Annotated in this window: 25 protein-coding genes and 1 tRNA gene; 5 read left to right on the top strand and 21 right to left on the bottom strand. The window is 58.3% G+C overall.

Annotated elements, in window-relative coordinates; all coding sequences use genetic code 11:
- Positions 1 to 434 precede the first annotated feature (434 nt).
- The 4 genes from ACA079_RS00940 to ACA079_RS00925 all read right to left on the bottom strand — a co-directional run bounded on the left by ACA079_RS00940 (position 435) and on the right by ACA079_RS00925 (position 4,412).
- The gene (locus ACA079_RS00940) at positions 435 to 1,217 is read right to left on the bottom strand and encodes a MetQ/NlpA family ABC transporter substrate-binding protein (protein ID WP_046052269.1); all 783 of its coding nucleotides are present in this window, start codon (positions 1,215 to 1,217) and stop codon (positions 435 to 437) included.
- A 163-nt stretch (positions 1,218 to 1,380) separates the two neighbouring features.
- The gene (locus ACA079_RS00935) at positions 1,381 to 2,313 is read right to left on the bottom strand and encodes a sigma 54-interacting transcriptional regulator (RefSeq protein WP_497702280.1); all 933 of its coding nucleotides are present in this window, start codon (positions 2,311 to 2,313) and stop codon (positions 1,381 to 1,383) included.
- Positions 2,314 to 2,371: 58 nt separating this feature from the next.
- Complete coding sequence (locus ACA079_RS00930; protein ID WP_095127649.1) at positions 2,372 to 2,953, bottom strand: alpha/beta hydrolase; 582 nt, start codon at positions 2,951 to 2,953, stop codon at positions 2,372 to 2,374.
- Positions 2,954 to 3,338: 385 nt separating this feature from the next.
- Positions 3,339 to 4,412 (bottom strand): fatty acid desaturase, encoded by a 1,074-nt coding sequence (locus tag ACA079_RS00925; RefSeq protein ID WP_497702279.1) that lies wholly within the window; start codon positions 4,410 to 4,412, stop codon positions 3,339 to 3,341.
- Between the two features lie 100 nt (positions 4,413 to 4,512).
- Here ACA079_RS00925 and ACA079_RS00920 point away from each other — a divergent pair, with 100 nt between their 5' ends.
- The gene (locus tag ACA079_RS00920; RefSeq protein ID WP_033058545.1) at positions 4,513 to 5,517 is read left to right on the top strand and encodes an AraC family transcriptional regulator; all 1,005 of its coding nucleotides are present in this window, start codon (positions 4,513 to 4,515) and stop codon (positions 5,515 to 5,517) included.
- A gap of 157 nt (positions 5,518 to 5,674) precedes the next feature.
- On the opposite strand, the gene ACA079_RS00915 is transcribed toward ACA079_RS00920, so the two are convergent.
- Both ACA079_RS00915 and ACA079_RS00910 read right to left on the bottom strand, forming a co-directional pair.
- On the bottom strand, positions 5,675 to 6,040 hold the full coding sequence (locus ACA079_RS00915; protein ID WP_223432435.1) for a response regulator: 366 nt from the start codon (positions 6,038 to 6,040) through the stop codon (positions 5,675 to 5,677).
- 70 nt (positions 6,041 to 6,110) lie between these two features.
- Positions 6,111 to 6,797 carry a Crp/Fnr family transcriptional regulator gene (locus ACA079_RS00910; protein ID WP_497702278.1) on the bottom strand — a complete coding sequence of 229 codons (687 nt, stop codon included), beginning with the start codon at positions 6,795 to 6,797 and terminating at the stop codon, positions 6,111 to 6,113.
- 84 nt (positions 6,798 to 6,881) lie between these two features.
- Here ACA079_RS00910 and ACA079_RS00905 point away from each other — a divergent pair, with 84 nt between their 5' ends.
- Positions 6,882 to 7,406 carry an Mpo1 family 2-hydroxy fatty acid dioxygenase gene (locus ACA079_RS00905; protein WP_497702277.1) on the top strand — a complete coding sequence of 175 codons (525 nt, stop codon included), beginning with the start codon at positions 6,882 to 6,884 and terminating at the stop codon, positions 7,404 to 7,406.
- An 89-nt stretch (positions 7,407 to 7,495) separates the two neighbouring features.
- Here ACA079_RS00905 and ACA079_RS00900 read toward each other — a convergent pair whose 3' ends face one another.
- The 6 genes from ACA079_RS00900 to dibA form a co-directional block, all read right to left on the bottom strand.
- On the bottom strand, positions 7,496 to 8,485 hold the full coding sequence (locus tag ACA079_RS00900; RefSeq protein WP_134419292.1) for a sulfate/molybdate ABC transporter ATP-binding protein: 990 nt from the start codon (positions 8,483 to 8,485) through the stop codon (positions 7,496 to 7,498).
- A 3-nt stretch (positions 8,486 to 8,488) separates the two neighbouring features.
- Entirely contained in the window at positions 8,489 to 9,361 is an 873-nt protein-coding gene (gene cysW / locus ACA079_RS00895) for a sulfate ABC transporter permease subunit CysW (protein WP_046047287.1), read from the bottom strand.
- 12 nt (positions 9,362 to 9,373) lie between these two features.
- Positions 9,374 to 10,192: a sulfate ABC transporter permease subunit CysT gene (gene cysT, locus ACA079_RS00890; RefSeq protein ID WP_033058556.1), complete on the bottom strand. Its 819-nt coding sequence runs from the start codon at positions 10,190 to 10,192 to the stop codon at positions 9,374 to 9,376.
- A gap of 70 nt (positions 10,193 to 10,262) precedes the next feature.
- Positions 10,263 to 11,276: a sulfate ABC transporter substrate-binding protein gene (locus tag ACA079_RS00885; protein ID WP_497702276.1), complete on the bottom strand. Its 1,014-nt coding sequence runs from the start codon at positions 11,274 to 11,276 to the stop codon at positions 10,263 to 10,265.
- Between the two features lie 142 nt (positions 11,277 to 11,418).
- On the bottom strand, positions 11,419 to 11,601 hold the full coding sequence (gene oscA, locus ACA079_RS00880; RefSeq protein WP_007945260.1) for a sulfur starvation response protein OscA: 183 nt from the start codon (positions 11,599 to 11,601) through the stop codon (positions 11,419 to 11,421).
- A gap of 296 nt (positions 11,602 to 11,897) precedes the next feature.
- Positions 11,898 to 13,817 carry a phosphodiesterase DibA gene (gene dibA / locus ACA079_RS00875; RefSeq protein WP_497702275.1) on the bottom strand — a complete coding sequence of 640 codons (1,920 nt, stop codon included), beginning with the start codon at positions 13,815 to 13,817 and terminating at the stop codon, positions 11,898 to 11,900.
- Positions 13,818 to 13,964: 147 nt separating this feature from the next.
- Here dibA and desA point away from each other — a divergent pair, with 147 nt between their 5' ends.
- Both desA and ACA079_RS00865 read left to right on the top strand, forming a co-directional pair.
- On the top strand, positions 13,965 to 15,149 hold the full coding sequence (gene desA, locus ACA079_RS00870; RefSeq protein ID WP_056745676.1) for a delta-9 fatty acid desaturase DesA: 1,185 nt from the start codon (positions 13,965 to 13,967) through the stop codon (positions 15,147 to 15,149).
- Between the two features lie 151 nt (positions 15,150 to 15,300).
- The gene (locus tag ACA079_RS00865) at positions 15,301 to 16,290 is read left to right on the top strand and encodes a GGDEF domain-containing protein (RefSeq protein ID WP_497702274.1); all 990 of its coding nucleotides are present in this window, start codon (positions 15,301 to 15,303) and stop codon (positions 16,288 to 16,290) included.
- Positions 16,291 to 16,424: 134 nt separating this feature from the next.
- Here the strand turns inward: ACA079_RS00865 and ACA079_RS00860 are convergent, their stop codons facing one another.
- The 3 genes from ACA079_RS00860 to gabD form a co-directional block, all read right to left on the bottom strand.
- On the bottom strand, positions 16,425 to 17,639 hold the full coding sequence (locus ACA079_RS00860) for an HDOD domain-containing protein (RefSeq protein ID WP_497702273.1): 1,215 nt from the start codon (positions 17,637 to 17,639) through the stop codon (positions 16,425 to 16,427).
- A gap of 149 nt (positions 17,640 to 17,788) precedes the next feature.
- Positions 17,789 to 19,066 (bottom strand): 4-aminobutyrate--2-oxoglutarate transaminase, encoded by a 1,278-nt coding sequence (gene gabT / locus ACA079_RS00855; protein ID WP_008148205.1) that lies wholly within the window; start codon positions 19,064 to 19,066, stop codon positions 17,789 to 17,791.
- A 197-nt stretch (positions 19,067 to 19,263) separates the two neighbouring features.
- On the bottom strand, positions 19,264 to 20,706 hold the full coding sequence (gene gabD, locus ACA079_RS00850; protein WP_008148203.1) for an NADP-dependent succinate-semialdehyde dehydrogenase: 1,443 nt from the start codon (positions 20,704 to 20,706) through the stop codon (positions 19,264 to 19,266).
- A gap of 350 nt (positions 20,707 to 21,056) precedes the next feature.
- Between gabD and ACA079_RS00845 the strand changes: the two genes are divergently transcribed.
- A tRNA-Arg gene (locus ACA079_RS00845) sits at positions 21,057 to 21,133 on the top strand.
- A 118-nt stretch (positions 21,134 to 21,251) separates the two neighbouring features.
- Here the strand turns inward: ACA079_RS00845 and ACA079_RS00840 are convergent.
- The 6 genes from ACA079_RS00840 to ACA079_RS00815 all read right to left on the bottom strand — a co-directional run bounded on the left by ACA079_RS00840 (position 21,252) and on the right by ACA079_RS00815 (position 23,948).
- A complete protein-coding gene (locus ACA079_RS00840; RefSeq protein ID WP_056746376.1) occupies positions 21,252 to 21,584 on the bottom strand; it encodes a type II toxin-antitoxin system HicB family antitoxin in 333 nt (110 codons plus the stop codon).
- The gene (locus tag ACA079_RS00835) at positions 21,581 to 21,835 is read right to left on the bottom strand and encodes a type II toxin-antitoxin system HicA family toxin (protein WP_046047280.1); all 255 of its coding nucleotides are present in this window, start codon (positions 21,833 to 21,835) and stop codon (positions 21,581 to 21,583) included. Before ACA079_RS00835 ends, ACA079_RS00840 begins: the two co-directional genes overlap by 4 nt.
- Positions 21,836 to 22,286: 451 nt before the next feature.
- A complete protein-coding gene (locus ACA079_RS00830; protein WP_497702272.1) occupies positions 22,287 to 22,478 on the bottom strand; it encodes a hypothetical protein in 192 nt (63 codons plus the stop codon).
- The gene (locus ACA079_RS00825; protein ID WP_497702271.1) at positions 22,475 to 22,741 is read right to left on the bottom strand and encodes a hypothetical protein; all 267 of its coding nucleotides are present in this window, start codon (positions 22,739 to 22,741) and stop codon (positions 22,475 to 22,477) included. The genes ACA079_RS00830 and ACA079_RS00825 overlap by 4 nt, the downstream gene beginning before the upstream one ends.
- Before the next feature lie 20 nt (positions 22,742 to 22,761).
- Positions 22,762 to 23,385 (bottom strand): hypothetical protein, encoded by a 624-nt coding sequence (locus ACA079_RS00820; RefSeq protein WP_497702270.1) that lies wholly within the window; start codon positions 23,383 to 23,385, stop codon positions 22,762 to 22,764.
- The gene (locus ACA079_RS00815; RefSeq protein WP_497702269.1) at positions 23,382 to 23,948 is read right to left on the bottom strand and encodes an RNA polymerase sigma factor; all 567 of its coding nucleotides are present in this window, start codon (positions 23,946 to 23,948) and stop codon (positions 23,382 to 23,384) included. The genes ACA079_RS00820 and ACA079_RS00815 overlap by 4 nt, the downstream gene beginning before the upstream one ends.
- Between the last annotated feature and the right edge of the window lies 1 nt (position 23,949).

Here is a 23,949-nt window from a genome sequence, read left to right as displayed (position 1 = left end):
TTGATATCACGCAAAAAACTATCCTCCGAATTTGCTGTGGCAGCGGAAGACGACTATTTTTCTTTGCGCTGTAGGAAGGATCTTTTTTTCATAATCCCCCTCCAAGGACGGACCGCTTTTGGCCAGACTCCCCCGGCCGAACCATCACAAGGAAGAGAAAATGGCTGACGTAAAAGTGCCACAGCGGCTGGATCCGCAGGACATCGTGAAGTTGTTGATGGCGTTGCGCAGGGCGTTGAAGGCCAGAGTGGCCTGAACCTTAAAGCAAAAGATCGCAGCCTCGTTTCACTCGACAGCTCCTACATTGAAATACGTATCCCCTGTAGGAGCTGTCGAGTGAAACGAGGCTGCGATCTTTTGAACTTGTCGCAAAAAAACGCCGACGCTATATCAGCCGTCGGCGTTTGAAACCTTGAAGGGGTTTATCTCGCGAATCAGAACGCCGGCAGTACCGCGCCGCTGTACTTCTTGGCGATGAATGCTTTCACTTCAGGACTGGTCAAGGCCTTGGCCAGTTTCTGGATGGCAACGCTGTCCTTGTTGTCGGGACGAGCCACCAGGAAGTTCACGTAAGGCGAATCTGCACCTTCGATCACCAGCGCATCTTTAGCCGGGTTCAGACCGGCTTCCAGCGCGTAGTTGGTGTTGATCATGTCCAGGTCGACCTGGTCCAGAACACGCGGCAGCATGGCCGATTCCAGTTCCTTGAACTTGAAGTTGTGCGGGTTCTTGGCGATGTCTTTCGGGGTGGCCAGAGCGTTTTTCGGGTCTTTCAACTCGATCAGGCCAGCCTTCTGCAGCAGGATCAGAGCACGGCCGCTGTTGCTGCCTTCGTTCGGGATAGCGATGGTTGCGCCGTCTTTCAGCTCAGCCAGGGTTTTGACTTTCTTCGAGTAGCCGCCGAACGGTTCGACGTGCACGCCGATCACGGTCACCAGGTTGGTACCTTTGCCTTCATTGAAGCTCTTCAGGTACGGCAGGGTCTGGAAGTAGTTGGCGTCCAGACGCTTCTGGTCGACCTGTACGTTCGGCTGAACGTAGTCGGTGAAGACTTTGATTTCCAGATCCACGCCTTCTTTGGCGAGGGTTGGTTTGATCAGTTCCAGAATCTCGGCGTGTGGAACCGGGGTCGCCGCAACCACCAGTTTCTCGCCAGCCTGGGCCAGGCCCGCGGTCAGGGCAGCCGCCAATGCGGTGAACAACAGAACCTTTTTCATGCAGTGTCCTTATCGAAAATCACGGTCGTCATCGACGACGGCTTGTTTAGTACGAGTGCCAGTGAAGTGCTATCGCTGGCGTGACGCGGACAATACCGGGATTTTTTATTCCCGAACAATATCTTTTATTCACTTTCATATTCCATTTTGTTCATACAGATCGCTACAGCGTCTGCGTCAGGCTTTCGAGCAAATGCTTGAGTGCAGATCGCTCGGCAGCCGTGCCGTTTTTAATCAGCTGAGCAGCTTGTTGCTCGATCTGCACCAATGACGGCGGCGCCTCGGGCAGATTCAAATGCTCCGGCAAAATCTCATCGCCGGTGCTGACCAGCAACGCAAAGTGAATGACGTTTTCCAGCTCCCGGGTGTTGCCCGGCCAACTGTGTTGCTCTAACAAATGCTGCGCGGCTTCGCTGATCAGCGGCACCGGCAGGTCCAGGCGTTGGCTATAGATACCGAGGAAATATTCGGACAGCGACAAAATATCGCCCACCCGTTGACGCAAGGCCGGCAGTTCGAGTTGGCCTTCGCTGAGGTAGTGGTAGAGCCGCTCATTGAATTTTCCGGCGGCCACCGCTTGGGCCAGGTCGATACTGGTAGCGGCGACCAGGCGCACGTCCACCGGGCTCGGTTGGTGAGCGCCGACCCGAGTGACTTCGTGGTTTTCCAGCGCCGCGAGCAATTTGATCTGGATCGGCAGCGGCAGGTCGCCGATCTCATCCAGATAAAGCGTTCCGCCGTTGGCAGAACCGAACCAGCCGGCGCGACTGCTGGCCGAACCGCTATAGCTGCCGGCGGCATAACCGAACAATTCAGCGTCGGCGTAAGTCGGGCTGATCGCGCCGCAATTGACCGAGACGAACAACCCACCGCGATCACTCGCACGATGGATGTGCCGCGCGAGCAACTCTTTGCCGCTGCCGGTTTCGCCACGGATCAACACCGAGATCGAACGCGGAGCCAATAGCTCCAGCTCCTGGCGTAGCTGACGGGAACGCGGATCGACAAACACCAGCGCCTTGGCGCGAATGCTCAGAGGACTTTTTTCTGCGTCGGGGAAGGTCAGCAGCGGCTGACCGAAGGCTTCAAAACTCATGGCAGACTCCCGCCCAAAACCGTCGGGAGACGGGTGGGCGTTTTAAAAAAAATAAGGTTCAAGCACGTCGCAGGGCGTGGTGTTCCATTCGGTTTTGCAGGCGATAGAGATAGGCAAAACCCTGCTCCCAGCGTTGGTGACCGGACTTCACGTTGATGTGTCCGGCACCCGACAAAATCCCCGCCTCGGCGCCCCAGTTACGAGCCAGTTCCAATGCACGCGGTGTGCTCACGGCGCTGTCGTTGTCGGAGCTGACAACCTGACTCGGGAACGGCAGCAGGTTGGTCGGAATCGGTGCGAAATTGCGCAGGGCCGGTGCGCAGGCCGGACGCTCGACGTCCGCGGGGGCGACCAGCAAGGCGCCGCGAACCTGACGCAAAAATTGCACGGGCGCGGTGGCAGCCCAATGCGCGACAGTGATGCAACCCAGGCTATGGGCGATCAGGATCACCGGCGTGCTGTCGGCGGCAATTGCCTCAGCCAGTGCTGCGACCCAGTCTTCACGACGCGGCGTCAGCCAGTCGGCCTGCTCCACCCGCGCGCTGTTCGGCAGGCTGTTCTGCCAATGGCTTTGCCAATGATCTTCCGGCGATCCTTGCCAGCCCGGCACAATCAGATAGCGAATTGATTCGTTGCGCATGGGGGGAGCTCTCCTGCTGCGTGTCTGTTCCTGAGCAAGTATAGGGAGGAGAGTTATATTCGTTAAGGAATAAGAAGCTATTTATTAAGATCTATAAGGAATATGCGGCAGTTTTGAATAGACAAAAAAAGGGACCGCACCCTGCCAAGGAGACGGCCCCGGAAACTCAAAATCTGCTAGCGCGAACAACATCACTGGATGCGATGATTGACTGAAACGGTTATCCAATAAAGGAATATTTAATTACTTTATTAGATCCAAAACGCATATATCAATCAGCGATACCGTAACCACCAGGCAACCCTGCTTGCGTCATAACCTATCGCCCTTTTGGGTCAGATTGATGACGGGCACCTTTGCCGTTTTGAGTTTCCGGACGCATCGATCAAGCTTGAGCGGCACGAACCTCCTGCGCCTTTGTTGCTTCCTTGCGCACAAACCGGTTCGCCCGCCCAAACGTCCCGAAATCATTGAACCGCACACCCATCTCGCGCATCACTTTATGCGCCACCGGCACGGTCATCTGACGGATGTAAAACGGTTCCTTCACCACAAAATGATGAATCCCGTGGCTGCTGCCAAAGTTGAAGCAGAACGCCTGCAACGGCCACATCCACCAAGGGTTCAGCACCTGGGTTTGCTGGATCACATTGCCCGGTTCCACGTCACCGTAGTAGTGCATGTTCGAGCTGACGAAATGCAGGCAAAAGGTACGCAACACGTTCGGGCCGATGATCACCACGGCAGCGATGTCGATCACCTGCATCATCGACAAAGTAGTCGTCGACCATTCAATCGACGTTCCCATCAGATAGGCGATGCCATTGGCCGCATGGAAGCCCAGGAACATGTACCAGGCGCCCCAATGCACCAGCGCCAGTGGCGCGTAGACCTTCAGCGCACGTTTGATGATGCTGATCTTCTGAGCCCAGGTCTTGGCCCGCAGCATACGGATGAACGCCGACATCACGTTGTCGCCGACCATCAACAGCCGCGCAAAACCCCAGGGTTCGCCGTTGGTGATGGCGCGCTCTTCCATGTCGGATTCTGTGCCGGAGACCTTGTGGTGATTGAGGTGCAGATGCCGACGAATCCACGGATTGATCGTGCTCGGCCGCGCCAGCCACACCAGTCCCATCATCAGGTTGTGCGGTACGCGCTGTTTGCGGAAGTACATGCTATGAATCAGGTCGTGTTCCAGCTCGTGGGTCAACGAGGCGAAAAACGCATTGAGCAGCAGACATACCCACCAGGCCATGTACCCGGTCATGTAGAGCGTTGCCGAGCCAATCATCCCGACCAGCGCGAAGGCCAGAATGCCCGCGCCCAGGGCGTCCTGATGGTTGAGAATCGGGTAGCGCTGACGCAGTTCGACGCCCTTGGCCAGCACCACTTCACGAATATGCGCTGATCGTTGTGCTGCATTCAGTCGCTGGGGACTTGCAGAAGTACCGTGCATGCTTCCATCCTCTGGTTATTGATGTTCGCATCCTGCCTTGTGAACCCTCGCAAAGCGGTAGCCGTGAACGCCAACCTGTTGACCGGAAGCGCCAATCAGCATGACTGAACCGACCTCCCTCGCCAGCTGGACCCGCGCCCTGCGCAAGCAACTCGATGCCCTGGGCCTCGACAGCACCGCCCTGTGCCAACAGGCGGGGCTCGACCCGCAACTGATGGACGACCCGAACGCCCGTTACCCGTTGTCCGGCACCACGCGCCTGTGGGAAATCGCGGTGCAGGTCAGCGGTGATCCGGCTATTGGTTTGCGGGTATCGCGCTTCGTCAGCCCCACCACGTTTCACGCACTCGGTTATGCGCTGGTCGCCAGCGGCAGTCTGCGAGAAGTGTTCGAGCGCATCGTGCGTTATCACCAGGTGGTCAGCGATGCCCTGGACTTGGAACTGACCCGCGCCGAGGACCGCTACCGCTTCCGCCTGAAAATCCCGCCTGGCAATCCGGCCCCGGCCTTCGAAGCCATCGATGCTTTCACGGCAATTTACGTACGCACCTGCCGCAATCGTCTGGGCCGCGATTACGCGCCGCTGGCGGTGTACCTGCGCCGCCCGGAACCGGCGGACCCGCATCAATGGCACAAAGTCTTCCGCTCACCGGTGTACTTCGCCGCCGATGAAGACCGACTGGAATTCGCCGTCGTGGACTTCGACAGCCACCTGGACGACGCCAACCCGGAACTGGCCGAGCACAACGAAGCCGTGCTCAAACGCACCCTCGCCCAACTCAAACCCCTGACCTGGGAACGCAAGGTTCGCGACGCCATTGAGGAGCAATTGCCGGAAGGCGAGCCCAGCGCCGAACACATCGCCCAGGCCCTGCACCTGAGTTTGCGCAGCCTGCAACGGCACTTGGCGGACGAGGGTTGCCGGTTCGATACGTTGCTCAACGAAAGCCGCGAGAATCTGGCGCTGCTGCACCTGCGCGATCCGCAATGCTCATTGAGCGAGATCAGCTACCTGCTGGGATTTGCGGACACGAGCAGCTTCAGCCGCGCATTCAAGCGCTGGACCGGGATGACACCGGGGCAGTTTCGGGATGGGTTGCGGTGACAGATCCGGGAGGTGTGTTGCTTCGTCCGGCCACATCGCGAGCAAGCTCGCTCCCACATGGGTTCTGTGGTGTTCACCGATTTTCGTATCCGCTGGAGATCAAATGTGGGAGCGAGCTTGCTCGCGATGAGGCCAGACCAGACACTACAGAAACGCCTCAGCGCCCCCGATCCCGCCGCAACAACTTGCGCACTCGCTTCACCAGTTCACTCACAGCAAACGGCTTGAGCAAGTAATCATCCTCATGCAACTCCAGATCGCGCAGGCGATCCTCGATGCCGTCCTTGGTGGTCAGGAACAGCACCGGCGTATCACCGAGCTTGCGGATCTGCTGCAGCAACTGCCAGCCATTGAGCCCCGGGAGCATCACGTCGAGGATGATCAGCTCGTATTCGCCAGACTCGATGAAACGACGGCCGTCCATACCGTTGACCGCCACATCGACTGAGTAACTTGCCTCGCTCAGACCTTTAGCCAGGAGTTTGGCGGTCTCAGGTTCGTCTTCCACTAACAGCACACGCATGGCACACCTCGATTGTCGTCATCACAGGCTAGGCGCCTTCGCGTCCAAAGCCCACCACTAACGCCGGGTTTTAGATAATTGCCAACATCCGCAATCGTTGCGCATCCAGAATTTCGATCTCGCCGTACTTGAGATTCACAATCCCCTGCCCCTGCAAGTCCTTGAGAATCTGGTTGGTGGTCTGGCGCGACAGCGACAGCATCGACGCCAATTGTTCCTGGGGTAGTTGCAACACCCGTCGCGGCGGGTCGATTTCGCCGTAACCCTCGGCGATCATCAGCAAGCGATGAGCCAGTCGAGCGGCGGTTGGCATGAGGCTCAGTTGTTCGAGATTGATGAAGGTCAGGCGCAGTTTCTGGCTCATCAGCAATGCCAGTTGCCGCCAGTACGCCGGTTGTTGATCAAGCAACGTCAGCAGCACGGTTTGCGAGATGTGCAACAGGACGCAATGACCCAGACCGAACGCATCATGAGTGCGCGGCTGACCATCAAACAGACAGATTTCGCCGAACCAGTGAGGCGACTCCACCAGGCTCAGCAACGCCTCCTTGCCCTGCTCGCTCACTGCGCCGATCCGCACCGAACCTTCGAGCACCGCGTACAGCCCGCACGGTGGATCGCCGCGCTTGAACAGCCGCTGGCCTGGCGACAACCGCCGCACCCTGGCCGCGGCCAGCAGACTATCCTGTAAGGAAACAGGTAAATGGCTGAACCACTGCCCGTTATCCAGCCGCGAACGCCAAACCTGCATGTCCATGAAAACTCCTGGAGATTGTCGCCTGCCTGACAGAGCGAAATGTGGACCCGGGACATGATCCATCACCCAACAGGAGGAACAACAATGAAAAGCCTCGTCGACCATCTCAGTCAATACGCCGCCTACCACCGTGACCCGCGCAATATTGCCACCCACTTTATCGGTATTCCGCTGATTGTCGTCGCCGTTGCGGTGCTGCTGTCACGGCCCGAGTGGTCGCTGGCCGGGGTTTGGGTATCACCGGCAGTGCTTTTGGCGCTGGCTTCGGCGTGGTTTTATCTGCGATTGGAGTTACGGCTGGGTGTGCTGATGACGGTGTTGCTGGGCCTTTGCATCTGGCTGGGTCATGTACTCGCGCAGCAAAGCACGCTGGTCTGGCTTGCGAGCGGCATCGGGATGTTTGTGGTGGGTTGGGCGATTCAATTTGTCGGTCATCACTACGAAGGACGCAAACCGGCGTTTGTCGATGATGTGACGGGGTTGATTGTCGGGCCGTTGTTTGTGGTGGTTGAGTTGGCGTTTTTGGTTGGGTTGCGGCATGACCTGAAAGAGCAGATCGAGGCGCGGGCTGGGGGTGTGCGAATCAATCCGAATCGCGCTGCGGCATAAGACGCCATCGCGAGCAAGCTCGCTCCCACAGGGGATTTGTGAACGACGCAAATCACTGTGGGAGCGGGCTTGCTCGCGAAGCTTTTGCTTTAGATGTTGGCGACTTTCTGCCAGACCTTCGGCTTGAAGAACAGCGTCTCGCCCTTCGCCAACCCGATCAGGCTGTCGTGATCTTTCACCACTTCAGCTTCGATCAATTCGCTCTGGCCTTCGACCTTCAGCGTCACCCGTGTCGTCGCGCCCAACGGACGAATATCCCGCACCTCGGCCGCGTGGTGATCCTCCAGCTCATGACGCGACAGCGACACTTCGTGAGGACGGAACAGCACATGGTTGTCTTCCCCCAGATGCAACCGGTTCGAGTCACCCAGGAAGTGATAAACGAAATCGCTGGCCGGGTTTTCGTAGACGTCGCCCGGTGAGCCGATCTGCTCGATCACGCCCTTGTTCATCACCACGATGCGGTCGGCGACTTCCATCGCTTCTTCCTGGTCGTGAGTCACGAACACCGAGGTCAGGTTGATGTCTTCGTGCAGCCGCGCCAACCAGCGACGCAGTTCTTTACGGACCTTGGCGTCGAGGGCGCCGAAGGGTTCGTCGAGCAGCAGGACTTTCGGTTCAACCGCCAAGGCACGAGCCAAGGCAATACGCTGACGCTGACCACCGGAGAGTTGTTCCGGGTAGCGATCCGACAGCCAATCCAGTTGCACCATGTTCAGCAGTTCGTGGACTTTCACCGCGATCTGGCTTTCGCTCGGGCGCTGGTTTTTCGGCTTCATGCGCAGGCCGAACGCGACGTTGTCGAACACGGTCATGTGGCGGAACAGCGCGTAGTGCTGGAACACGAAACCGACGTTGCGATCACGCACGTCATGGCCGGAGACGTCTTCACCGTGGAACACGATGTTGCCCTTATCCGGGGTTTCCAGACCGGCGATGATCCGCAGCAGGGTGGTCTTGCCGCAGCCGGACGGGCCCAGCAGCGCCACGAGTTCGCCGCTTTGAATGTCCAGGCTGATGTTGTCCAGCGCCTTGAACGCGTGAAAATTCTTGCTGACGTTACGCACTTCGATCGACATGACTTATTCCTCCGCGGCGCTGGCGCGCAGGCGGTTAATACGGTTTTCGCTCCACTGCTTGAGCAGCAGGATGAAGAGCGCCAGGATCAGCAACAGGCTCGCCACGGCGAACGCGGCCACGTGGTTGTATTCGTTGTAGAGGATCTCGACGTGCAGCGGCAGGGTGTTGGTCACCCCGCGAATGTGCCCGGAAACCACCGACACCGCACCGAACTCACCCATGGCCCGCGCCGTACACAGCACCACGCCGTAGATCAGGCCCCATTTGATGTTGGGAACGGTGACGTGCCAGAACATCTGCCAGCCATTGGCCCCGAGCAGGCGCGCGGCCTCTTCTTCCTGCGTGCCTTGTTCCTGCATCAGCGGGATCAGCTCGCGTGCCACGAACGGCACGGTGACGAAGATCGTCGCCAGCACGATGCCCGGCAAGGCGAAGACGATCTGGATGTCGTGGTCCTGCAACCACGGACCAAACAGGCCCTGAGCGCCGAACATCAGCACGTAGACCAGACCGGCGATCACCGGCGACACCGAAAACGGCAAGTCGATCAGGGTCACCAGCATGCTCTTGCCGCGGAACGAGTATTTACTCACGCACCACGCGGCGCTGACGCCGAACACCAGGTTCAGCGGCACTGAAATCAGCACGGCGATCACCGTGAGCTTCAGGGCCGACAAAGCGTCGGGTTCGAAAATCGCGGTGAAGAACGCACCGAGGCCATTTTTCAGCCCCTGGGACACCACGATGAACAATGGCAGCAACAGAAACAGCGCAAAAACCAGCCAGCCAAGGCTGATCAGGATTCGCCGCGAAGTGGCACTGCCACGGCGGGCGGCGTTGGCCGAGGAAGCGGCGCTAATAGACGATTGGGACATTTTCGCGCCTCCTTATGGGGTTTCGATGCGCCGCTGCAGCAAGTTGATCAGCAGCAACAAGACGAAAGAAACCACCAGCATCAGTACACCAATGGACGTGGCGCCGGTGTAATCGTACTGGTCGAGTTTGACCATGATCAGCAGCGGCAGGATCTCGGTTTTCATCGGCATGTTGCCGGCGATGAAAATCACCGAACCGTACTCGCCGACCCCGCGGGCAAAGGCCAACGCAAAACCAGTCAGCCAAGCTGGCAGCAGCGCGGGCACCAGAATATGGCGGAAAACCTGCAACGGTTTTGCACCCAGGCACGCCGCCGCTTCTTCCACTTCACGAGGGATATCAGCCAATACTGGCTGTACGGTACGTACTACGAATGGAAGTGTCACAAAAGTGAGGGCAAGGGTGATGCCGAGGGGGGTGTAGGCGATCTTGAAACCCAGGTCCGCTGCGAACTGACCCACCAAGCCAGTGGGGGTGTACAACGCAGTCAGTGCGATACCGGCCACCGCAGTGGGCAACGCGAAGGGCAAGTCGATCATCGCGTCGATGACTTTGCGTCCCGGGAAGGTATAGCGCACCAGCACCCAGGCCAGCAGCGTGCCGATGATGCCGTTGATGATCGCGGCATAGAGCGCGGTGCCGAAGCTGAGCTTCAACGCTGCGAGCACCCGTGGCGCCGAGATAATCGCCCAGAACTGGTCCCAGGTGAGTTGAGCGGCATGCACGAACATCGCCGCCAGTGGAATGAGCACAATCAGGCTGAGGTACACCAAGGTGTAGCCCAGCGTCAGCCCGAAGCCGGGTATGACGGGGGAGATACGACGCGACATAAGAGTCCTTGGTTGAGAACGCGCAAAGCCCCGAACGTAAATCCGGGGCTCGTTTATGGCTTATTTCAGGTTATTGCGCCTGATAAATCTGGTCGAACACGCCACCGTCGTTGAAGAATTTCGGTTGAGCGGTTTTCCAGCCGCCGAAATCCTTGTCGATGGTCACCAGGTCCAGTGTCGGGAACTGCTTGGCGTACTTGGCGGCAACATCCTTGTCACGTGGACGATAGAAGTTTTTTGCCGCGATTTCCTGGCCGGCCGGGCTGTACAGGTGCTTGAGGTACGCTTCGGCGATCTCGGTGTTGCCCTTTTTCTCGGCGTTCTTGTCGACCACAGCTACCGGAGGTTCGGCGAGGATCGACAGCGAAGGCACGACGATGTCGAACTTGTCAGCGCCACCGTCTTCTTTCAGGGCCAGGAAGGCTTCGTTTTCCCAGGCCAGCAACACGTCGCCCTGACCGTTGTTGACGAAGGTAATGGTCGAACCGCGAGCACCGGTGTCCAGCACAGGAACGTGTTTGAACAGGGTTTGCACGTATTCCTTGGCTTTCGCTTCGTTACCGCCATTGGCTTTCAGGCCATAGGCCCACGCCGCGAGGAAGTTCCAGCGTGCGCCGCCGGAGGTTTTCGGGTTCGGGGTGATGACTTCCACGCCATTCTTGGTCAGGTCGCCCCAGTCCTTGATGCCTTTAGGGTTGCCCTTGCGCACCAGGAACACGATCGTCGAGGTGTAAGGCGTGCTCGCTTCCGGCAGACGCTTCTGCCAATCCGCCGGCAGGGTCTTGCCGAGTTTGGCGATTTCGTCGATGTCACCGGCCAGGGCCAAGGTCACCACGTCAGCACGCAGACCGTCGATCACTGCCCGGCCCTGCTTGCCCGAACCACCGTGGGACTGCTGGATTTTCACGCTGTCGCCGGCGTGGTCTGCCTGCCAGAACTTGACGAATTCGGCGTTGTAGTCCTGATACAGCTCGCGAGTCGGGTCGTACGACACGTTAAGCAGTTCGTAATCCTTGGCAACCGCGGAACCAGCAAAAAGGGCACTGGCCAGGGCGGCCAAAGCGAAATGACGAATCGACGACATGGTGAAAGCTCCTGGAATTTTGTTTGTAATGGCTTTTTATGGTCTGGAATCGGGGTTGCCTGTCAAAGATCGCAGCCTTCGGCAGCTCCTACACAAAGCCCCCGTAGGAGCTGCCGCAGGCTGCGATCTTTTGATCTTTGTTTCAGCTCGGTTTGTTGCTTGGGTTCTGCAACCGGAATTTCTCTTTGCGTTCGATCTGGACCACTTGGGCGTTGTGCACAGTGATTTCCACCGCGCCAAAACGCAGATCGCGCAAGGCGCTCTGGATCTCACGCAAAATGGTTGCTTCGTCCTGGCCGTCAACGCTACGTAGGGATGCGCTCATGGTGCTGCTCCTTCAACTAGAGGTTGCCTGGCAGTGGCGAGACTGCTTGCGGCGTGAGACCAATAGTAGATAAGCGCGGATATTCTTAAAAAGACTATTTAAGAATGTTTATATAACCAAATTAAATTATTTGGCAGGACGAGGGTTTGCGAGGGTTTAGCGATTTTTACGGTCGCCTCGAAACCTGTGGCGAGGGAGCTTGCTCCCGCTCGGCTGCGCAGCAGACGTGACATTTTGGGGCCGCTACGCGACCCAGCGGGAGCAAGCTCCCTCGCCACAAAAAACAGATGCGCGTGTTATTTGATAACGGGAGTCCGCGCCCAATTGAGCTGTGCAGCCGGCACCGGTCGCCCAAACCAGTAGCCCTGCCCCAGATCGCAGCCGTGTTCGAGCAGGAAACGCGCCTGCTCGACCTGCTCGATTCCCTCGGCATGAACCTGCATTCCCATGCTCTGGGCCAGCGCAATGATCACACGCACAATCGCCGCGTCATCCTCATCCCACGGCAACCCGGCAACGAAGCCCTGATCGATCTTGAGTTTCTGGACCGGCATTCGCTTGAGGCGCAGCAACGACGAATAGCCTGTACCGAAGTCATCGATGGCCAGCCGCACACCTAATTCACGCAACCTGTGCATCTGTTCCAGCGCGACTTCCGGGTCATCCATCACAGCGCTCTCAGTGACTTCCAGCTCCAGACAGGCAGGATCCAGCCCGGTTTCGTGCAGCACCTTCGCCACCTGCCCAAACAGCTCACGGCGAGCGAACAATCGAGAAGAAACATTTACCGCGACAAACGACAACACCACCCCGGCCTGCTGCCACTGGCACATCTGCTCACACGCCTGACGCATCACCCAGGCATCAATTTCGGCGATCAGTCCGGTGCGCTCGGCAATGGGAATGAATTCTGCCGGCGACACCAACCCTCGCTGCGGGTGCTCCCAGCGCACCAACGCCTCGACGCCGATCAGGCGGCTGGTCTTGAGGTCGTGAACCGGCTGGTAATAAACCCGCAACTCCTGCTGCTCCAGCGCACGGCGCAATTCGAATGCAGTCTCGACCCGTTGCTGGGCATGGGCGGTCAATTCTTCGGTATAGAGGGCGTAGCCGTTGCGGCCGGCACTCTTGGCCTTGAACAGCGCCGAGTCGGAGTTGCGCAACAGCTGCTCGGCGCTCAAGGCGTCGCCGGGGAACAGGCTGATGCCGACGCTGATATTGACGAACAACTGATGCCCGTCGATCTGGAACGGCTCTTTGAGGCCATCGATGATCCGCTGAGCCAGCGCCGCCGCGTGCACCATTTGCGGACAGCTTTCAGCCAGCACGGCGAACTCGTCACCGCCGAGGCGCGCCAGCGTGATTCCCGGACCGACCATCGCTTTCAAGCGCTCGGCCACACCCTTGAGCAACTGGTCCCCAATGCTATGCCCGAGGCTGTCGTTGATCATCTTGAAGTGATCAAGATCGATCATCAGTAACGCGCAGCCGCGCTTGTGGATCTGCGCCGAAGCCAGGGCCTGCTCGGTGCGGTCGGTGAACAACAAGCGGTTGGGAAGGTCGGTCAGCGGATCGTAGTGAGCCAGGTGCGTCAGCTCATGTTCGGAGTTCTTGATTGCGCTTATGTCGGAAAACACTGCCACGTAATGGCTGCGACGCCCCCTCTCGTCGTCAATGACGCGGATGGTCTGCCATTGCGGGTAGATTTCGCCACTTTTGCGGCGATTCCAGATTTCCCCGCTCCACTCGCCGGTGCTGTTGAGTGTCGCGAACATCGCCTGGTAGAAAGCCGGCGGGTGATGACCGGACTTGAACAGACTGGGGCGCTGGCCGATCACCTCCTCGCTTTGATAGCCGGTGATTGCCATGAAGGCCCGGTTTACATGGACGATCAATCCTTTGTTGTCGGTGACCAGCACCCCTTCACGCGTGCAATCGAACACCGCGGCCGCCTGACGCAAACGCTCGCGCTCTTTAGTGCGCTCACGCAATTTTGCACCGACCCCCAGGCAACGGAACAATCGCGCCCGGGCGAGAAAAATCAAACCGGCGCTGAATACCACCCAGGCATAACCGTTGATCAGTTGCCATTGCATTAGCTCAGCAGAGCTATCGAAGAAACTGTTCAATAAATAGCCGCTGAACAGCAGCCAACCTATAGAAACCAGAAGGTAAAGCAGTGCTGCACGCAAAGCATCGCGATAGGTGGCAGTCATTCGGCTGTCCATATCCCTTCAAAAAGGATGGAATTATAGTTTAAAGAAACATCCAGCCACTCTTATCTGAAAGGGCGACTGGTTTTATCTGTGAGCTAAGTGATAATGCTACGGCTGTTTATTTCTTTATCGAGGGCCCAACAGCCTATGTGGTACGAAGGTTTTCTCGGCTTGTCGCCCTGGTCACTGGTGGCAGTCACCCTGCTGATGACCCACGTGACGATCATCGGCGTCACGGTCTATCTGCATCGTTATTCAGCCCATCGCTCGCTCGAGCTGAATGCTGGCCTGAAACATTTCTTCCGCTTCTGGCTGTGGCTGACCACGGCACAGAACACCCGCGAGTGGACCGCTATCCACCGCAAGCACCACGCCAAATGCGAAACCGTCGATGACCCGCACAGCCCGGTCATCAAGGGCCTGTCCACCGTTCTGCGCAAAGGCGCCGAGCTGTACCGTGCCGAGGCGGAAAACCCCGAGACCCTGCGCATCTACGGCAAGAACTGCCCCGAAGACTGGATCGAACGCAACCTGTACAGCCGTTTCCCGCTGCTGGGCGTCGCGATCATGGGCGTCATCGACCTGCTGCTGTTCGGCACCATCGGCATCACCATCTGGGCTATCCAGATGATGTGGATCCCGGTCTGGGCCGCCGGCGTGGTCAATGGCCTGGGCCATGCCATCGGCTACCGCAACTTCGAATGCCGCGATGCGGCAACCAATCTGGTGCCGTGGGGCATCCTGATCGGCGGCGAAGAACTGCATAACAACCATCACACCTACCCTAATTCGGCAAAACTGTCGGTGAAGAAGTGGGAATTCGATCTCGGCTGGGCCTGGATCCAGGTCTTCAGCTTCCTGCGCCTGGCCAAGGTTCAGCGGGTCGCGCCCATCGCCCATCGGGTCGAAGGCAAAGGCAACCTGGACATGGACACCGCCATGGCGATCCTCAACAACCGCTTCCAGATCATGGCCCAGTACCGCAAATTGGTGATCGCACCGCTGGTCAAACAGGAGCTGGAAAAGGTCGATCACTCGGTCCGTCACCAGTTCCACCGCGCCAAGCGCCTGCTCTCGCGGGAAACCAGCCTGCTGGATGACAAACACCACATTCGCATCCAGACCATGCTCGAGCACAGTCAGGCGCTGAAGGTAATTTACGAGAAACGCCTGGCCTTGCAGCAGATCTGGGTCAAGACCAGCTCAAATGGTCACGATATGCTGGCCGCCATCAAGGATTGGGTACACGAAGCCGAAGCCAGCGGGATTCAATCCCTGCGCGACTTCGCCGATCAGTTGAAAACCTACTCCCTGCGCCCCGCCGCCGTCTGACGCCGTTGATCGGTGCGCTCCGTTCGTGGGCGCACCCTTCGGAACTTAGCTCCAAATCCCCTATCTCAAAGACACTTCGCCATCCAGGCGGGCCCTGGTATTGGTCGCTTTCGAACCTCGAGCGGCACACGCCCTTTGAGATTTTGTGTCGATGGTCAATAAAAGCCTGCAAGACTCATCCCTCCCGCAGTGGCCCGAGGCCGCGCAAACCCTGCTGGCGCTGATGCATGCACAAGGCGAAGTGGCGCGCCTGAGCGAACGCGAACAACTGTTCAGCGCTCTGCTGGTGAGCGTCAACGCGGTGCTTTGGGCCTTCGACTGGGAATCCCGTCGGGTGCTCTATGTCAGCCCTGCTTATGAACGGATTTTCGGCCGCTCCGCTGGCTTGTTGCTGTCCGACTACAACCAATGGCGCGACAGCATTTACCCCGACGATCTGGACTATGCCGAACGCAGCCTGGCCGATGTACTGGTCAAAGGCGCCGATGAAGACCGCGAATACCGAATCATTGCCGCCGACGGCCAGGTCCGCTGGCTCAGTGACAAGTGCTTCATCAACCGTCAGGCCGAGCCGGGGCAACCGGTGATCATCGTCGGCATTGCCGAAGACATTACTGACAAGAAGCAGATGGAAACCGAGCTGCAACGCTTGGCCACCACCGACGTCCTGACCCAGAGTAGCAACCGCCGACACTTCTTCGAATGCGCCCACCGTGAATTCGAACAGGCACGGCACCAAGGCACGCCGCTGGCATTCCTGCTGCTGGACATCGATGACTTCAAAGTGATCAACGATTCCTACGGCCACCAGGAAGGCGACAACGTGCTGCAACGAATCGCCGAGAGCGGTCGCGCGACGTTGCGTCGAGGTGATGTGTTCGGGCGAGTTGGCGGTGAGGAATTCGCAGCAGTGTTTCCCGGCTGTGCGCCAGACATGGCCATGCAAGTGGCCGAGCGCCTGCAACGGGAGATTCAGCGCTTAAGTTTCAGCCATGGCGACCAGACCTTCGGCATCACCGTCAGCCAGGGCCTGACCAGCCTCACCGCCGAGGACGAAAGCGTCGACAGCCTGTTTGCCCGCGCGGATGCGGCGATGTACCAAGCCAAACACCAGGGCAAGAACCGCATCGTCTGCGGCTGACCCCGAACCCAGGCCCAACACTGATCCAATGTGGGAGCGAGCTTGCTCGCGATAGCGGACTGTCAGCCAGCATCAATGTTGAATGTCAGTACGTCATCGCGAGCAAGCTCGCTCCCACAGGTTTTGTGTGATGCCTATTTTTTGCGCAAACGCATCAATTCCGGCAACCCGATCTTGAGCAACCGCGCCGTCCGGCTCTTCGCCAGTTCCTCAATGCCCTCATGCTCGGTCAGCCGCGCCAATTGGGCGGCCATGTTCATCACCAGCGCTTCGCGGGAGTAAACCCCGCCACCGAACTGGTAGACCGCCGCAATCAACTCTCGCAGCTCCAGCGGCAGGCGCCAGCGAGTGCGAAGCGCCGAACCATAAGCCGCGCCGAATTCGGCCAGCGCCTCGCCGACCTCCTCCCATTCATCCAGCTCTCCACCGGACTGCTTCCATTCCTGCAAACACCGCAACAGCGCCAGGTCGCCGAGGCGATGCAGCATACCGGCGCAATAACAGCGCTCCTGATCCAGATCCAGCAAGCGCGCCAGGGTCCGGCCATACTCGGCGGTGCGCAGCGACAGCTCCCAATAGCGCTCGGCATAGTCGGCCAGAAACGGGTCACTGAGGCGGGCACTGCGTTTGAGGGCCAGCCCCAGAATCAGGTTCATGCTTTGCCCGGTGCCAAGGCGGTGCAGCGCCTGGGACAGGGTCTGCACCGTGGCACCCAGGTGATGGGCGGCACTGTTGGCGGCCGCGATCAGCACGGCGGTGACCTGCGGATCGGTGCGGATCTCGTCCTCCAGCACAGTCAAATCGAGGCCGTTGGGGTTGAGGCTGCGTTTGACCGCCAACTGCACGTCAGTCATCAGCGGTGCACCGTCCGCAGACTCACGACGACGCTCCAGGTACGCCGACAAGGTGATGCCCGGCGCCAATGATGGCGTCTCGCAAGACACCTCTTCACCGGCGTTCAGCAGCAACTCCTGCAGGCGGTGGGTCAGATTTTCCATGTTCAGGGGCTTGGTCAGGTACGCCGCAGGCGTAAGCGGCAAGACTTCGCGCACGCTGGCGCTGTCGTTGCGACTGCTCATCAGGATGAATGGCAGCGGCGGGTTGCGTTTACGCTGACGGACACTGCGCAAGACATTCAAACCATCGACGCCGGGCAGCTCCCAGTCGACGATCACCAGGTCGTAAGGATTTTCCGCCAACAGGTGCAGCGCTTCCTGACCATCGGCGCACAGATCCAGCCGCGCGTCGCAGCGCACATTCAACAAAACCTGCTGGAGCAGGTCGCGGGACCAGGGGTCGGCCTCGGCAATCAGCACACGCGGCGCAACGGGTAACACCACAGCAGTCATTTACACACTCCAAAGTAGTGCTTGCACCTTAGTCAATGCCGGCCATTCGATACAGCGCATTTGCCATCGTTGGGTTCCGGGGACACAAAAAAACCCGCCGAAGCGGGTTTTTTTGTCGATCAGTTCACAAATCGATCAGAGCTTGGAGATCACAGCTCGGAGAAGCACTCTTCGATGATTGCCAGACCTTTGTCCAGTTGCTCGTCCGGCGAAGTCAGCGGTACCAGGACGCGCAGAACGTTGCCGTAAGTGCCGCAGGACAGCAGGATCAGACCCTTGTCGCGAGCCTTGGCCACAACGGCGGCTACCGCTGGAGCGTTCGGCTTGTGGCTGTCGCCATCAACGAACAGCTCTACCGCGATCATCGCACCCAGGGCACGGACTTCGCCGATCACCGGGTATTTCGCCTGGATGGCTTTCAGGCCAGTGACCAGACGCTCGCCGACAGCCTTGCAGCGATCCAGCAGGTGCTCTTCTTCGAACACTTCCATTACGGCCAGGGCCGCGGCGCAAGCGATCGGGCTACCGGCGTAAGTGCCGCCCAGGCCGCCTGGAGCAATGGCGTCCATGTATTCAGCCTTGCCGCAAACACCGGCCAACGGGAAGCCGCCAGCGATGGATTTGGCGAAGGTGGTCAGGTCGGCAGCAACGCCCATCTGTTCCATGGCGAAGAAAGTGCCGGTACGACCAGCGCCAGTTTGTACTTCGTCAGCGATCAGCAGGATGCCGTGCTGGTCGCACAGCGCGCGCAGACGCTTCATGAACTCTTTAGGCGCGACGTAGAAACCACCTTCGCCCTGAACCGGCTCGATGATGATTGCAGCTATGTCACGCGGCTCGGCGTCGTTCTTGAAGATGCGTTCGATGCTGGCGATCGAATCGTCGATGCTCACACCGTGCAGTTCGTTCGGGTACAGCGCGCGGAAGATGCCGCCCGGCATCAGGCCCATGCCGGCCGAGTAAGGCACGACTTTACCGGTCAGGCCCAGGGTCATCATGGTACGGCCGTGGTAAGCGCCGGTGAACGCGATCACACCGGCACGGCCAGTGGCGGCACGGGCGATCTTGATCGAGTTTTCCACGGCTTCGGAACCGGTGGTCACCAGCAGGGTTTTCTTGTCGAAATCACCCGGAACCTTGGCGTTGATTTTTTCGCACACTTCTACGTAAGGTTCGTAAGCCAGTACCTGGAAGCAAGTGTGGGTCAGCTTGTTCAGCTGCTCGGTCACGGCGGCGATGATTTTCGGGTGCACGTGGCCGGTGTTCAGCACGGCGATACCGCCGGCGAAGTCGATGAACTCGCGACCTTCAACGTCGGTCACGGTGGCGTTCTTCGCGGACTCGGCGAAGATCGGGTGAATCTGGCCAACACCGCGTGGTACAGCGGCTTCGCGGCGTTTCATCAGGGATGCGTTAGTCTTGCTCATAAAGTCCTCATTCACCGCTCATCGGGCGGCGTGGTTCAAGGAAAATGCGGCAGGGAGGCAACTACGGCAGCATGCGATGATCGACTGCCACAGCTTTCCCGGCCACAGAGAAAATTCCGTTTGAAGCACGCAAAGGGACAGCGCTCTCGTGCCCTTTGCGTTTGAAGCAATGCCTTGCCGGGCTTATCCCTTCGAGCTTAGATGCCCAGGCAGAGGTATTTGATTTCCAGGTAATCTTCGATGCCGTACTTGGAGCCTTCACGGCCCAGGCCCGACGCCTTGATGCCGCCGAACGGCGCGACTTCGTTGGAGATCAACCCGGTGTTGACGCCGACCATGCCGTATTCCAGGGCTTCAGCCACACGGAACACACGACCCAGGTCGCGAGCATAGAAGTACGAAGCCAGACCGAACTCGGTGTCGTTGGACATCGCGATCACTTCGGCTTCGTCTTTGAAGCGGAACAGCGGAGCCAATGGACCGAAGGTTTCTTCCTTGGCCACGGCAGCGTTCTTCGGCACGTTGGTCAGAATGGTCGGTTCGAAGAAGTTGCCTTCCATAACCTTGCCACCGGCCAGAACGGTTGCGCCTTTGCTGATTGCGTCAGCAATGTGCTCTTGAACCTTGGCCACGGCTTTTTCGTCGATCAGCGGGCCAGTGGTGGTGCCTTCTTCCAGACCGTTACCGATCTTGAGTTTGGCGACTGCCACTTTCAGCTTCTCAGCGAATGCGTCGTAGACCGAATCCTGAATGTACAGACGGTTGGCGCAGACGCAGGTCTGGCCGTTGTTGCGGTATTTGGAAATGATCGCGCCTTCGACGGCCTTATCCAGGTCCGCGTCGTCGAACACGATGAACGGCGCGTTGCCGCCCAATTCCAGGGACACTTTCTTAATGTCCTTGGCGCATTCAGCCATCAGCTGACGACCGATTTCGGTCGAGCCAGTGAAGGACAGTTTGCGCACGATCGGGTTGCTGGTCAGCTCGCTGCCGATGTCGCCGGCGCTGCCGGACACCACGCTGAACACACCGGCTGGAATGCCGGCACGCTGGGCCAGTTCAGCCAAAGCGAATGCGGAAAACGGAGTTTGCGAAGCAGGCTTGAGCACCATGGTGCAACCGGCGGCCAGGGCCGGGCCGGCTTTACGGGTGATCATCGCGGCCGGGAAGTTCCACGGGGTGATTGCAGCGGTCACGCCGATTGGCTGCTTGATCACGATCAGGCGCTTGTCTGGCTGGTGACCCGGAATCACGTCACCGTAAACGCGCTTGGCTTCTTCAGCGAACCACTCGATAAAGGAAGCGGCGTAAACGATTTCGCCCTTGGCTTCGGCCAATGGCTTGCCTTGTTCGAGGGTCATCAGGCGAGCGAGGTCGTCCTGGTTCTCGATGATCAGTTCGAACCAGCGACGCAGCTTGTTGGCGCGGTCCTTGGCGGTCAGTGCACGCCAGGCCGGCAGCGCTTTGTCAGCGGCTTCGATTGCACGGCGGGTTTCGGCAGCGCCCATTTTCGGCACGGTGCCCAGAATTTCGCCCGTTGCCGGGTTGTTGACCTTGATCGTCTGACCATTGTCCGCATCAACCCAAGCGCCATCGATAAAGGCTTGCTGGCGGAACAACTGGGTGTCTTTAAGCTGCATGTCGGCTTTCCTTAACAGCACCGCGGCAAGCGCGGAGCGAATTATGATTGTAGAAAGGCGCCTTATAGGCTGCCGTCAGGGAAATCATTCACCGGGCTGAAGCACATAAATAGCGCACTGATTGAAACTCGTGCGGTTCAGCACCCAGACAAGAGCGTTTGAAATCTCAAACGAATCCTAGGATCAAAGGGGGTAAAGGACAATAGCCTGTTCGAAAAAAAGAACGAAAACGCCGCATTTGCCTAATTTTTCTGATCAACGTAGCAAACACAGGTTACGCTTTGGAAAAACGCAGGCGATTCAGCAGCATGGACGCCCGCGGTGCATATGAGTATCATGGCGCCCGCATTGCACCAGTAGCTCAGCTGGATAGAGTACTGCCCTCCGAAGGCAGTGGTCGTGGGTTCGAATCCCGCCTGGTGCACCAAACGTAGAAACGAGAAAGCCTCAGATCTTAGGGTCTGGGGCTTTTTTGTGGGTGTTGCTTCGTCCTGAATAAGGTTTACACCTTCTGGCTTCTTTTCAGGAAGGTGCAATGGCAGTGGTCAGGCATGCACCTCACGATCAAGAACGTCAGCTACCCACTGATTGATACTCTTGTGGGCTAGCTGCGCTTTTACGGCGACAGTTGCGTGGAGTGCCGGCGCTAAACGCAGACTGAGGTGGCCAGAATAGGGCTTCTGCGGCGTGCGTCCGAGCTTGGCGCAAGTCTCCAGATAATCAGTGACGGCCTCTTCAAATGCATCTCGAAGCTCCTGTACTGACTCGCCATGAAACCCAACAATATCTCTGATACCAGCAATATGGCCGACAAACAGGCCATCTTCCTCGCTGTATTCAATTCGGGCGGCATAGCCTTTGTAATTCATTACGCTCATGGGGTGACTCCTGCTTGTTCAAGGAAAGCCCGAGCATCACGAACCTGGTAGGGCTTTGCTTCTTTGTCCGGGTGTGGTCGGTGAAAGGTGGCGACCACACCGTTCAGCTCAAAGCGCACCCGGGACCCATTGCCTTCAATGGTCTTGGCGCCAGCGGCACCGAATAAAGACTCGATACGGGCCCACTCCAGCGCGGCTGGGGTCGGCCTTGAGAATACTGCTTTCAGGGTGCTGAGCTGTTTGTTATTCATGGTATGAAATTATGATACCGCGCAAAAGAAAGCAACCGTGAATCCTGACTCATCGGCCCTGTCCACACCCCAAGCGCATGGAGGCCAATTGATGCTCCCAGCTGGAAGATGGCTTCCCGAATCTGATTCTTCTGGGCCTGGACGGATGGAAGTGACCAAGACTGACAGAAACGCGACCGGTAAGACGGAAAAATCCTAGGCAATAAAAAACCCCTAAGCAGTCTCAGCACCGAAGCACTTCAACCGATAGAGGCCGTGTTGAGGGCGATTGTATGGGTTGAGGACTTCTCGTCAACTGCAGTCGGGCACTGGCGCGCCAATCAAAGCAGAGACAACCGTCCTTAAAATACAAACGCCCGATGCGATGCATCGAGCGTTAGGGTGAAACAGGTGTAAACCTATTTCAGGACTAGACAATTGTCGGGATCCGCAATTTGAAGAGTAGAGCCTCCTACGAGCCGCTTTGCTCTGCGTCAACGGCATCAATGAGCGCATCAATCTCTGCAAACACTGTTACGGCAGCAATATTAGGACGTGGATCGTTACGGCTAGCTGCAATGGCTTCAATAATTGCGGAAGCTTGTAACCGATCAAGCTGTGAGTCCGTGTCATCGTCGGAAACGGGCTTAATGCGGTTTTTCATTCAGTCGTCCAATCGAACTCGTCGTATTCATCATCCTCTTCGTCCTCAACCTCTTCTTCATCAAGAACGTCTTCCTCAAGCGCTTCCTCTGCCTGCTTCGCCAGCAGAAACTCCTTACGACTCTCGGTAACAGCTCGCCGTAATTCCTGACCCTTCACCGGGCAGTTGAGCATTTGGGCGATGCGGTCGATTTTTTTCGCCATGGCTACCTCCAACGCATCGGCTATGGGTCGATAGTGCGCGCTTTCGGGTGTCGATGCCAAATGACTGACCGCTCTGCCTCTCAGTTTTTCTGCAAATCCTTGAGTCTGGCCGTGAGATTTTCTTTGGGAAAGCGTTTGTGCAATGTCGCCATCAGGTCAGCGGCCGCTTGAGCCTGACCAGCCTTTTGCAGGCGGATCACTTCCCTTAATTGATCGTCGATAAACTTTGCCGGAGCTATCGCCGGGTGTTTACTGACCTTCGCTTCGTCAGCCATTTCAGCGCTGATCGATTCGCTCTGCGCTGGGGCAGCAAAATCGGCCATTGGCGCCGCAGGCGCGGGGGCGGACATGGCGCCGGCCGGGGCAGCCAGAGAACGCGCAACCGATGACGGTGCTTCTTTTTTGGCGGCCGGTGCAGACGCTTTGGGGGCAGGAGCGAAGTCGTAACTCGGCGGTTGCTCCTCCGTACGTTGCACCAGTGCAAGCATCAGCGCGACACCGACAAGGCTGGCAAATGCGACCTGCCAACGGGGTTTCTGGCAGGCCTGAACCCAGCGTTTCCACAGACCTGGCTTCTGCGCAGGGACTTCACGGTGTGCGGCAGCCAGGAGGAACGCGTCGAGATGGGCCGGTGGTTCGCCGGTCGCGTGTTCACGATAGTGCTTCAACACTTCGTCTTCTGGCGTAGGACGGGCGTCAGTCATGTCAGTACCTCCTCGGCCAGCAGCCGACGCAGTTTTTGCTGGGCGTAGCGCAAGCGGCTTTTGACGGTTTCCAGCGGTGTTTCGGTGAGGGTGGCGATCTGCGGCAAATCGAGTTCGCCGTGGGCGCGCAGCAGGAACACTTCGCGCTGGTCAGCGGGCAGGTTTTGCAGGGCCGCTTCGAGGCGCTGGTTGTCGCGGCTCAGGCTTAGTAGTTGTTCGGGATCGGCCGTGTCATCGCTCAGCGCGTGGATCTGTTCGTCATAGCTGTCGTGCAAGGGGTTGTGGATTCCGTGTTTGCGCCAGTGATCGATCAGGCGGTTACGGGCAATCTGGTAAAGCCAGGTACGAAAATTCGCCCGGCCTTGTGGCTGACTGGTGCTGCGGATCAGGCTCAACCAGGTTTCCTGGTAAACCTCTTCGGCCAGCTCGGACTTGCCGCTCAGGCCGAGCAGGAATCGGTAGAGCCCTTGGCGGTGACGGGCGTACAGAATCTCGAACGCCGGCCCGTCGCCTGCGCGATAACGGGCCAGCAGCGATTCGTCGCTCGATTCAGGAGCAGACATT

It is taken from the genome of Pseudomonas sp. LBUM1645 (assembly GCF_059716185.1).
The sequence above is the reverse complement of the archived record's forward strand: the minus strand, read 5'-3'. Positions and strand labels throughout refer to the sequence as shown.

What these genes read in the sequence shown, in the direction of transcription:
- ACA079_RS00840 (WP_056746376.1), bottom strand. Translation starts at nt 21,584, where the DNA reads ATGAGCGTAATGAATTACAAAGGCTATGCCGCCCGAATTGAATACAGC.
- gabD (WP_008148203.1), bottom strand. Translation starts at nt 20,706, where the DNA reads ATGCAGCTTAAAGACACCCAGTTGTTCCGCCAGCAAGCCTTTATCGAT.
- ACA079_RS00885 (WP_497702276.1), bottom strand. Translation starts at nt 11,276, where the DNA reads ATGTCGTCGATTCGTCATTTCGCTTTGGCCGCCCTGGCCAGTGCCCTT.
- cysW (WP_046047287.1), bottom strand. Translation starts at nt 9,361, where the DNA reads ATGTCCCAATCGTCTATTAGCGCCGCTTCCTCGGCCAACGCCGCCCGC.
- ACA079_RS00905 (WP_497702277.1), top strand. Translation starts at nt 6,882, where the DNA reads ATGAAAAGCCTCGTCGACCATCTCAGTCAATACGCCGCCTACCACCGT.
- ACA079_RS00925 (WP_497702279.1), bottom strand. Translation starts at nt 4,412, where the DNA reads ATGCACGGTACTTCTGCAAGTCCCCAGCGACTGAATGCAGCACAACGA.
- cysT (WP_033058556.1), bottom strand. Translation starts at nt 10,192, where the DNA reads ATGTCGCGTCGTATCTCCCCCGTCATACCCGGCTTCGGGCTGACGCTG.
- ACA079_RS00820 (WP_497702270.1), bottom strand. Translation starts at nt 23,385, where the DNA reads ATGACTGACGCCCGTCCTACGCCAGAAGACGAAGTGTTGAAGCACTAT.
- ACA079_RS00815 (WP_497702269.1), bottom strand. Translation starts at nt 23,948, where the DNA reads ATGTCTGCTCCTGAATCGAGCGACGAATCGCTGCTGGCCCGTTATCGC.
- ACA079_RS00935 (WP_497702280.1), bottom strand. Translation starts at nt 2,313, where the DNA reads ATGAGTTTTGAAGCCTTCGGTCAGCCGCTGCTGACCTTCCCCGACGCA.
- ACA079_RS00915 (WP_223432435.1), bottom strand. Translation starts at nt 6,040, where the DNA reads ATGCGTGTGCTGTTAGTGGAAGACGAACCTGAGACCGCCAAACTCCTG.
- oscA (WP_007945260.1), bottom strand. Translation starts at nt 11,601, where the DNA reads ATGAGCGCATCCCTACGTAGCGTTGACGGCCAGGACGAAGCAACCATT.
- ACA079_RS00835 (WP_046047280.1), bottom strand. Translation starts at nt 21,835, where the DNA reads ATGAATAACAAACAGCTCAGCACCCTGAAAGCAGTATTCTCAAGGCCG.
- ACA079_RS00860 (WP_497702273.1), bottom strand. Translation starts at nt 17,639, where the DNA reads ATGACTGCTGTGGTGTTACCCGTTGCGCCGCGTGTGCTGATTGCCGAG.
- desA (WP_056745676.1), top strand. Translation starts at nt 13,965, where the DNA reads ATGTGGTACGAAGGTTTTCTCGGCTTGTCGCCCTGGTCACTGGTGGCA.
- ACA079_RS00900 (WP_134419292.1), bottom strand. Translation starts at nt 8,485, where the DNA reads ATGTCGATCGAAGTGCGTAACGTCAGCAAGAATTTTCACGCGTTCAAG.
- ACA079_RS00930 (WP_095127649.1), bottom strand. Translation starts at nt 2,953, where the DNA reads ATGCGCAACGAATCAATTCGCTATCTGATTGTGCCGGGCTGGCAAGGA.
- ACA079_RS00920 (WP_033058545.1), top strand. Translation starts at nt 4,513, where the DNA reads ATGACTGAACCGACCTCCCTCGCCAGCTGGACCCGCGCCCTGCGCAAG.
- gabT (WP_008148205.1), bottom strand. Translation starts at nt 19,066, where the DNA reads ATGAGCAAGACTAACGCATCCCTGATGAAACGCCGCGAAGCCGCTGTA.
- ACA079_RS00910 (WP_497702278.1), bottom strand. Translation starts at nt 6,797, where the DNA reads ATGGACATGCAGGTTTGGCGTTCGCGGCTGGATAACGGGCAGTGGTTC.
- ACA079_RS00940 (WP_046052269.1), bottom strand. Translation starts at nt 1,217, where the DNA reads ATGAAAAAGGTTCTGTTGTTCACCGCATTGGCGGCTGCCCTGACCGCG.
- dibA (WP_497702275.1), bottom strand. Translation starts at nt 13,817, where the DNA reads ATGACTGCCACCTATCGCGATGCTTTGCGTGCAGCACTGCTTTACCTT.
- ACA079_RS00830 (WP_497702272.1), bottom strand. Translation starts at nt 22,478, where the DNA reads ATGAAAAACCGCATTAAGCCCGTTTCCGACGATGACACGGACTCACAG.
- ACA079_RS00865 (WP_497702274.1), top strand. Translation starts at nt 15,301, where the DNA reads ATGGTCAATAAAAGCCTGCAAGACTCATCCCTCCCGCAGTGGCCCGAG.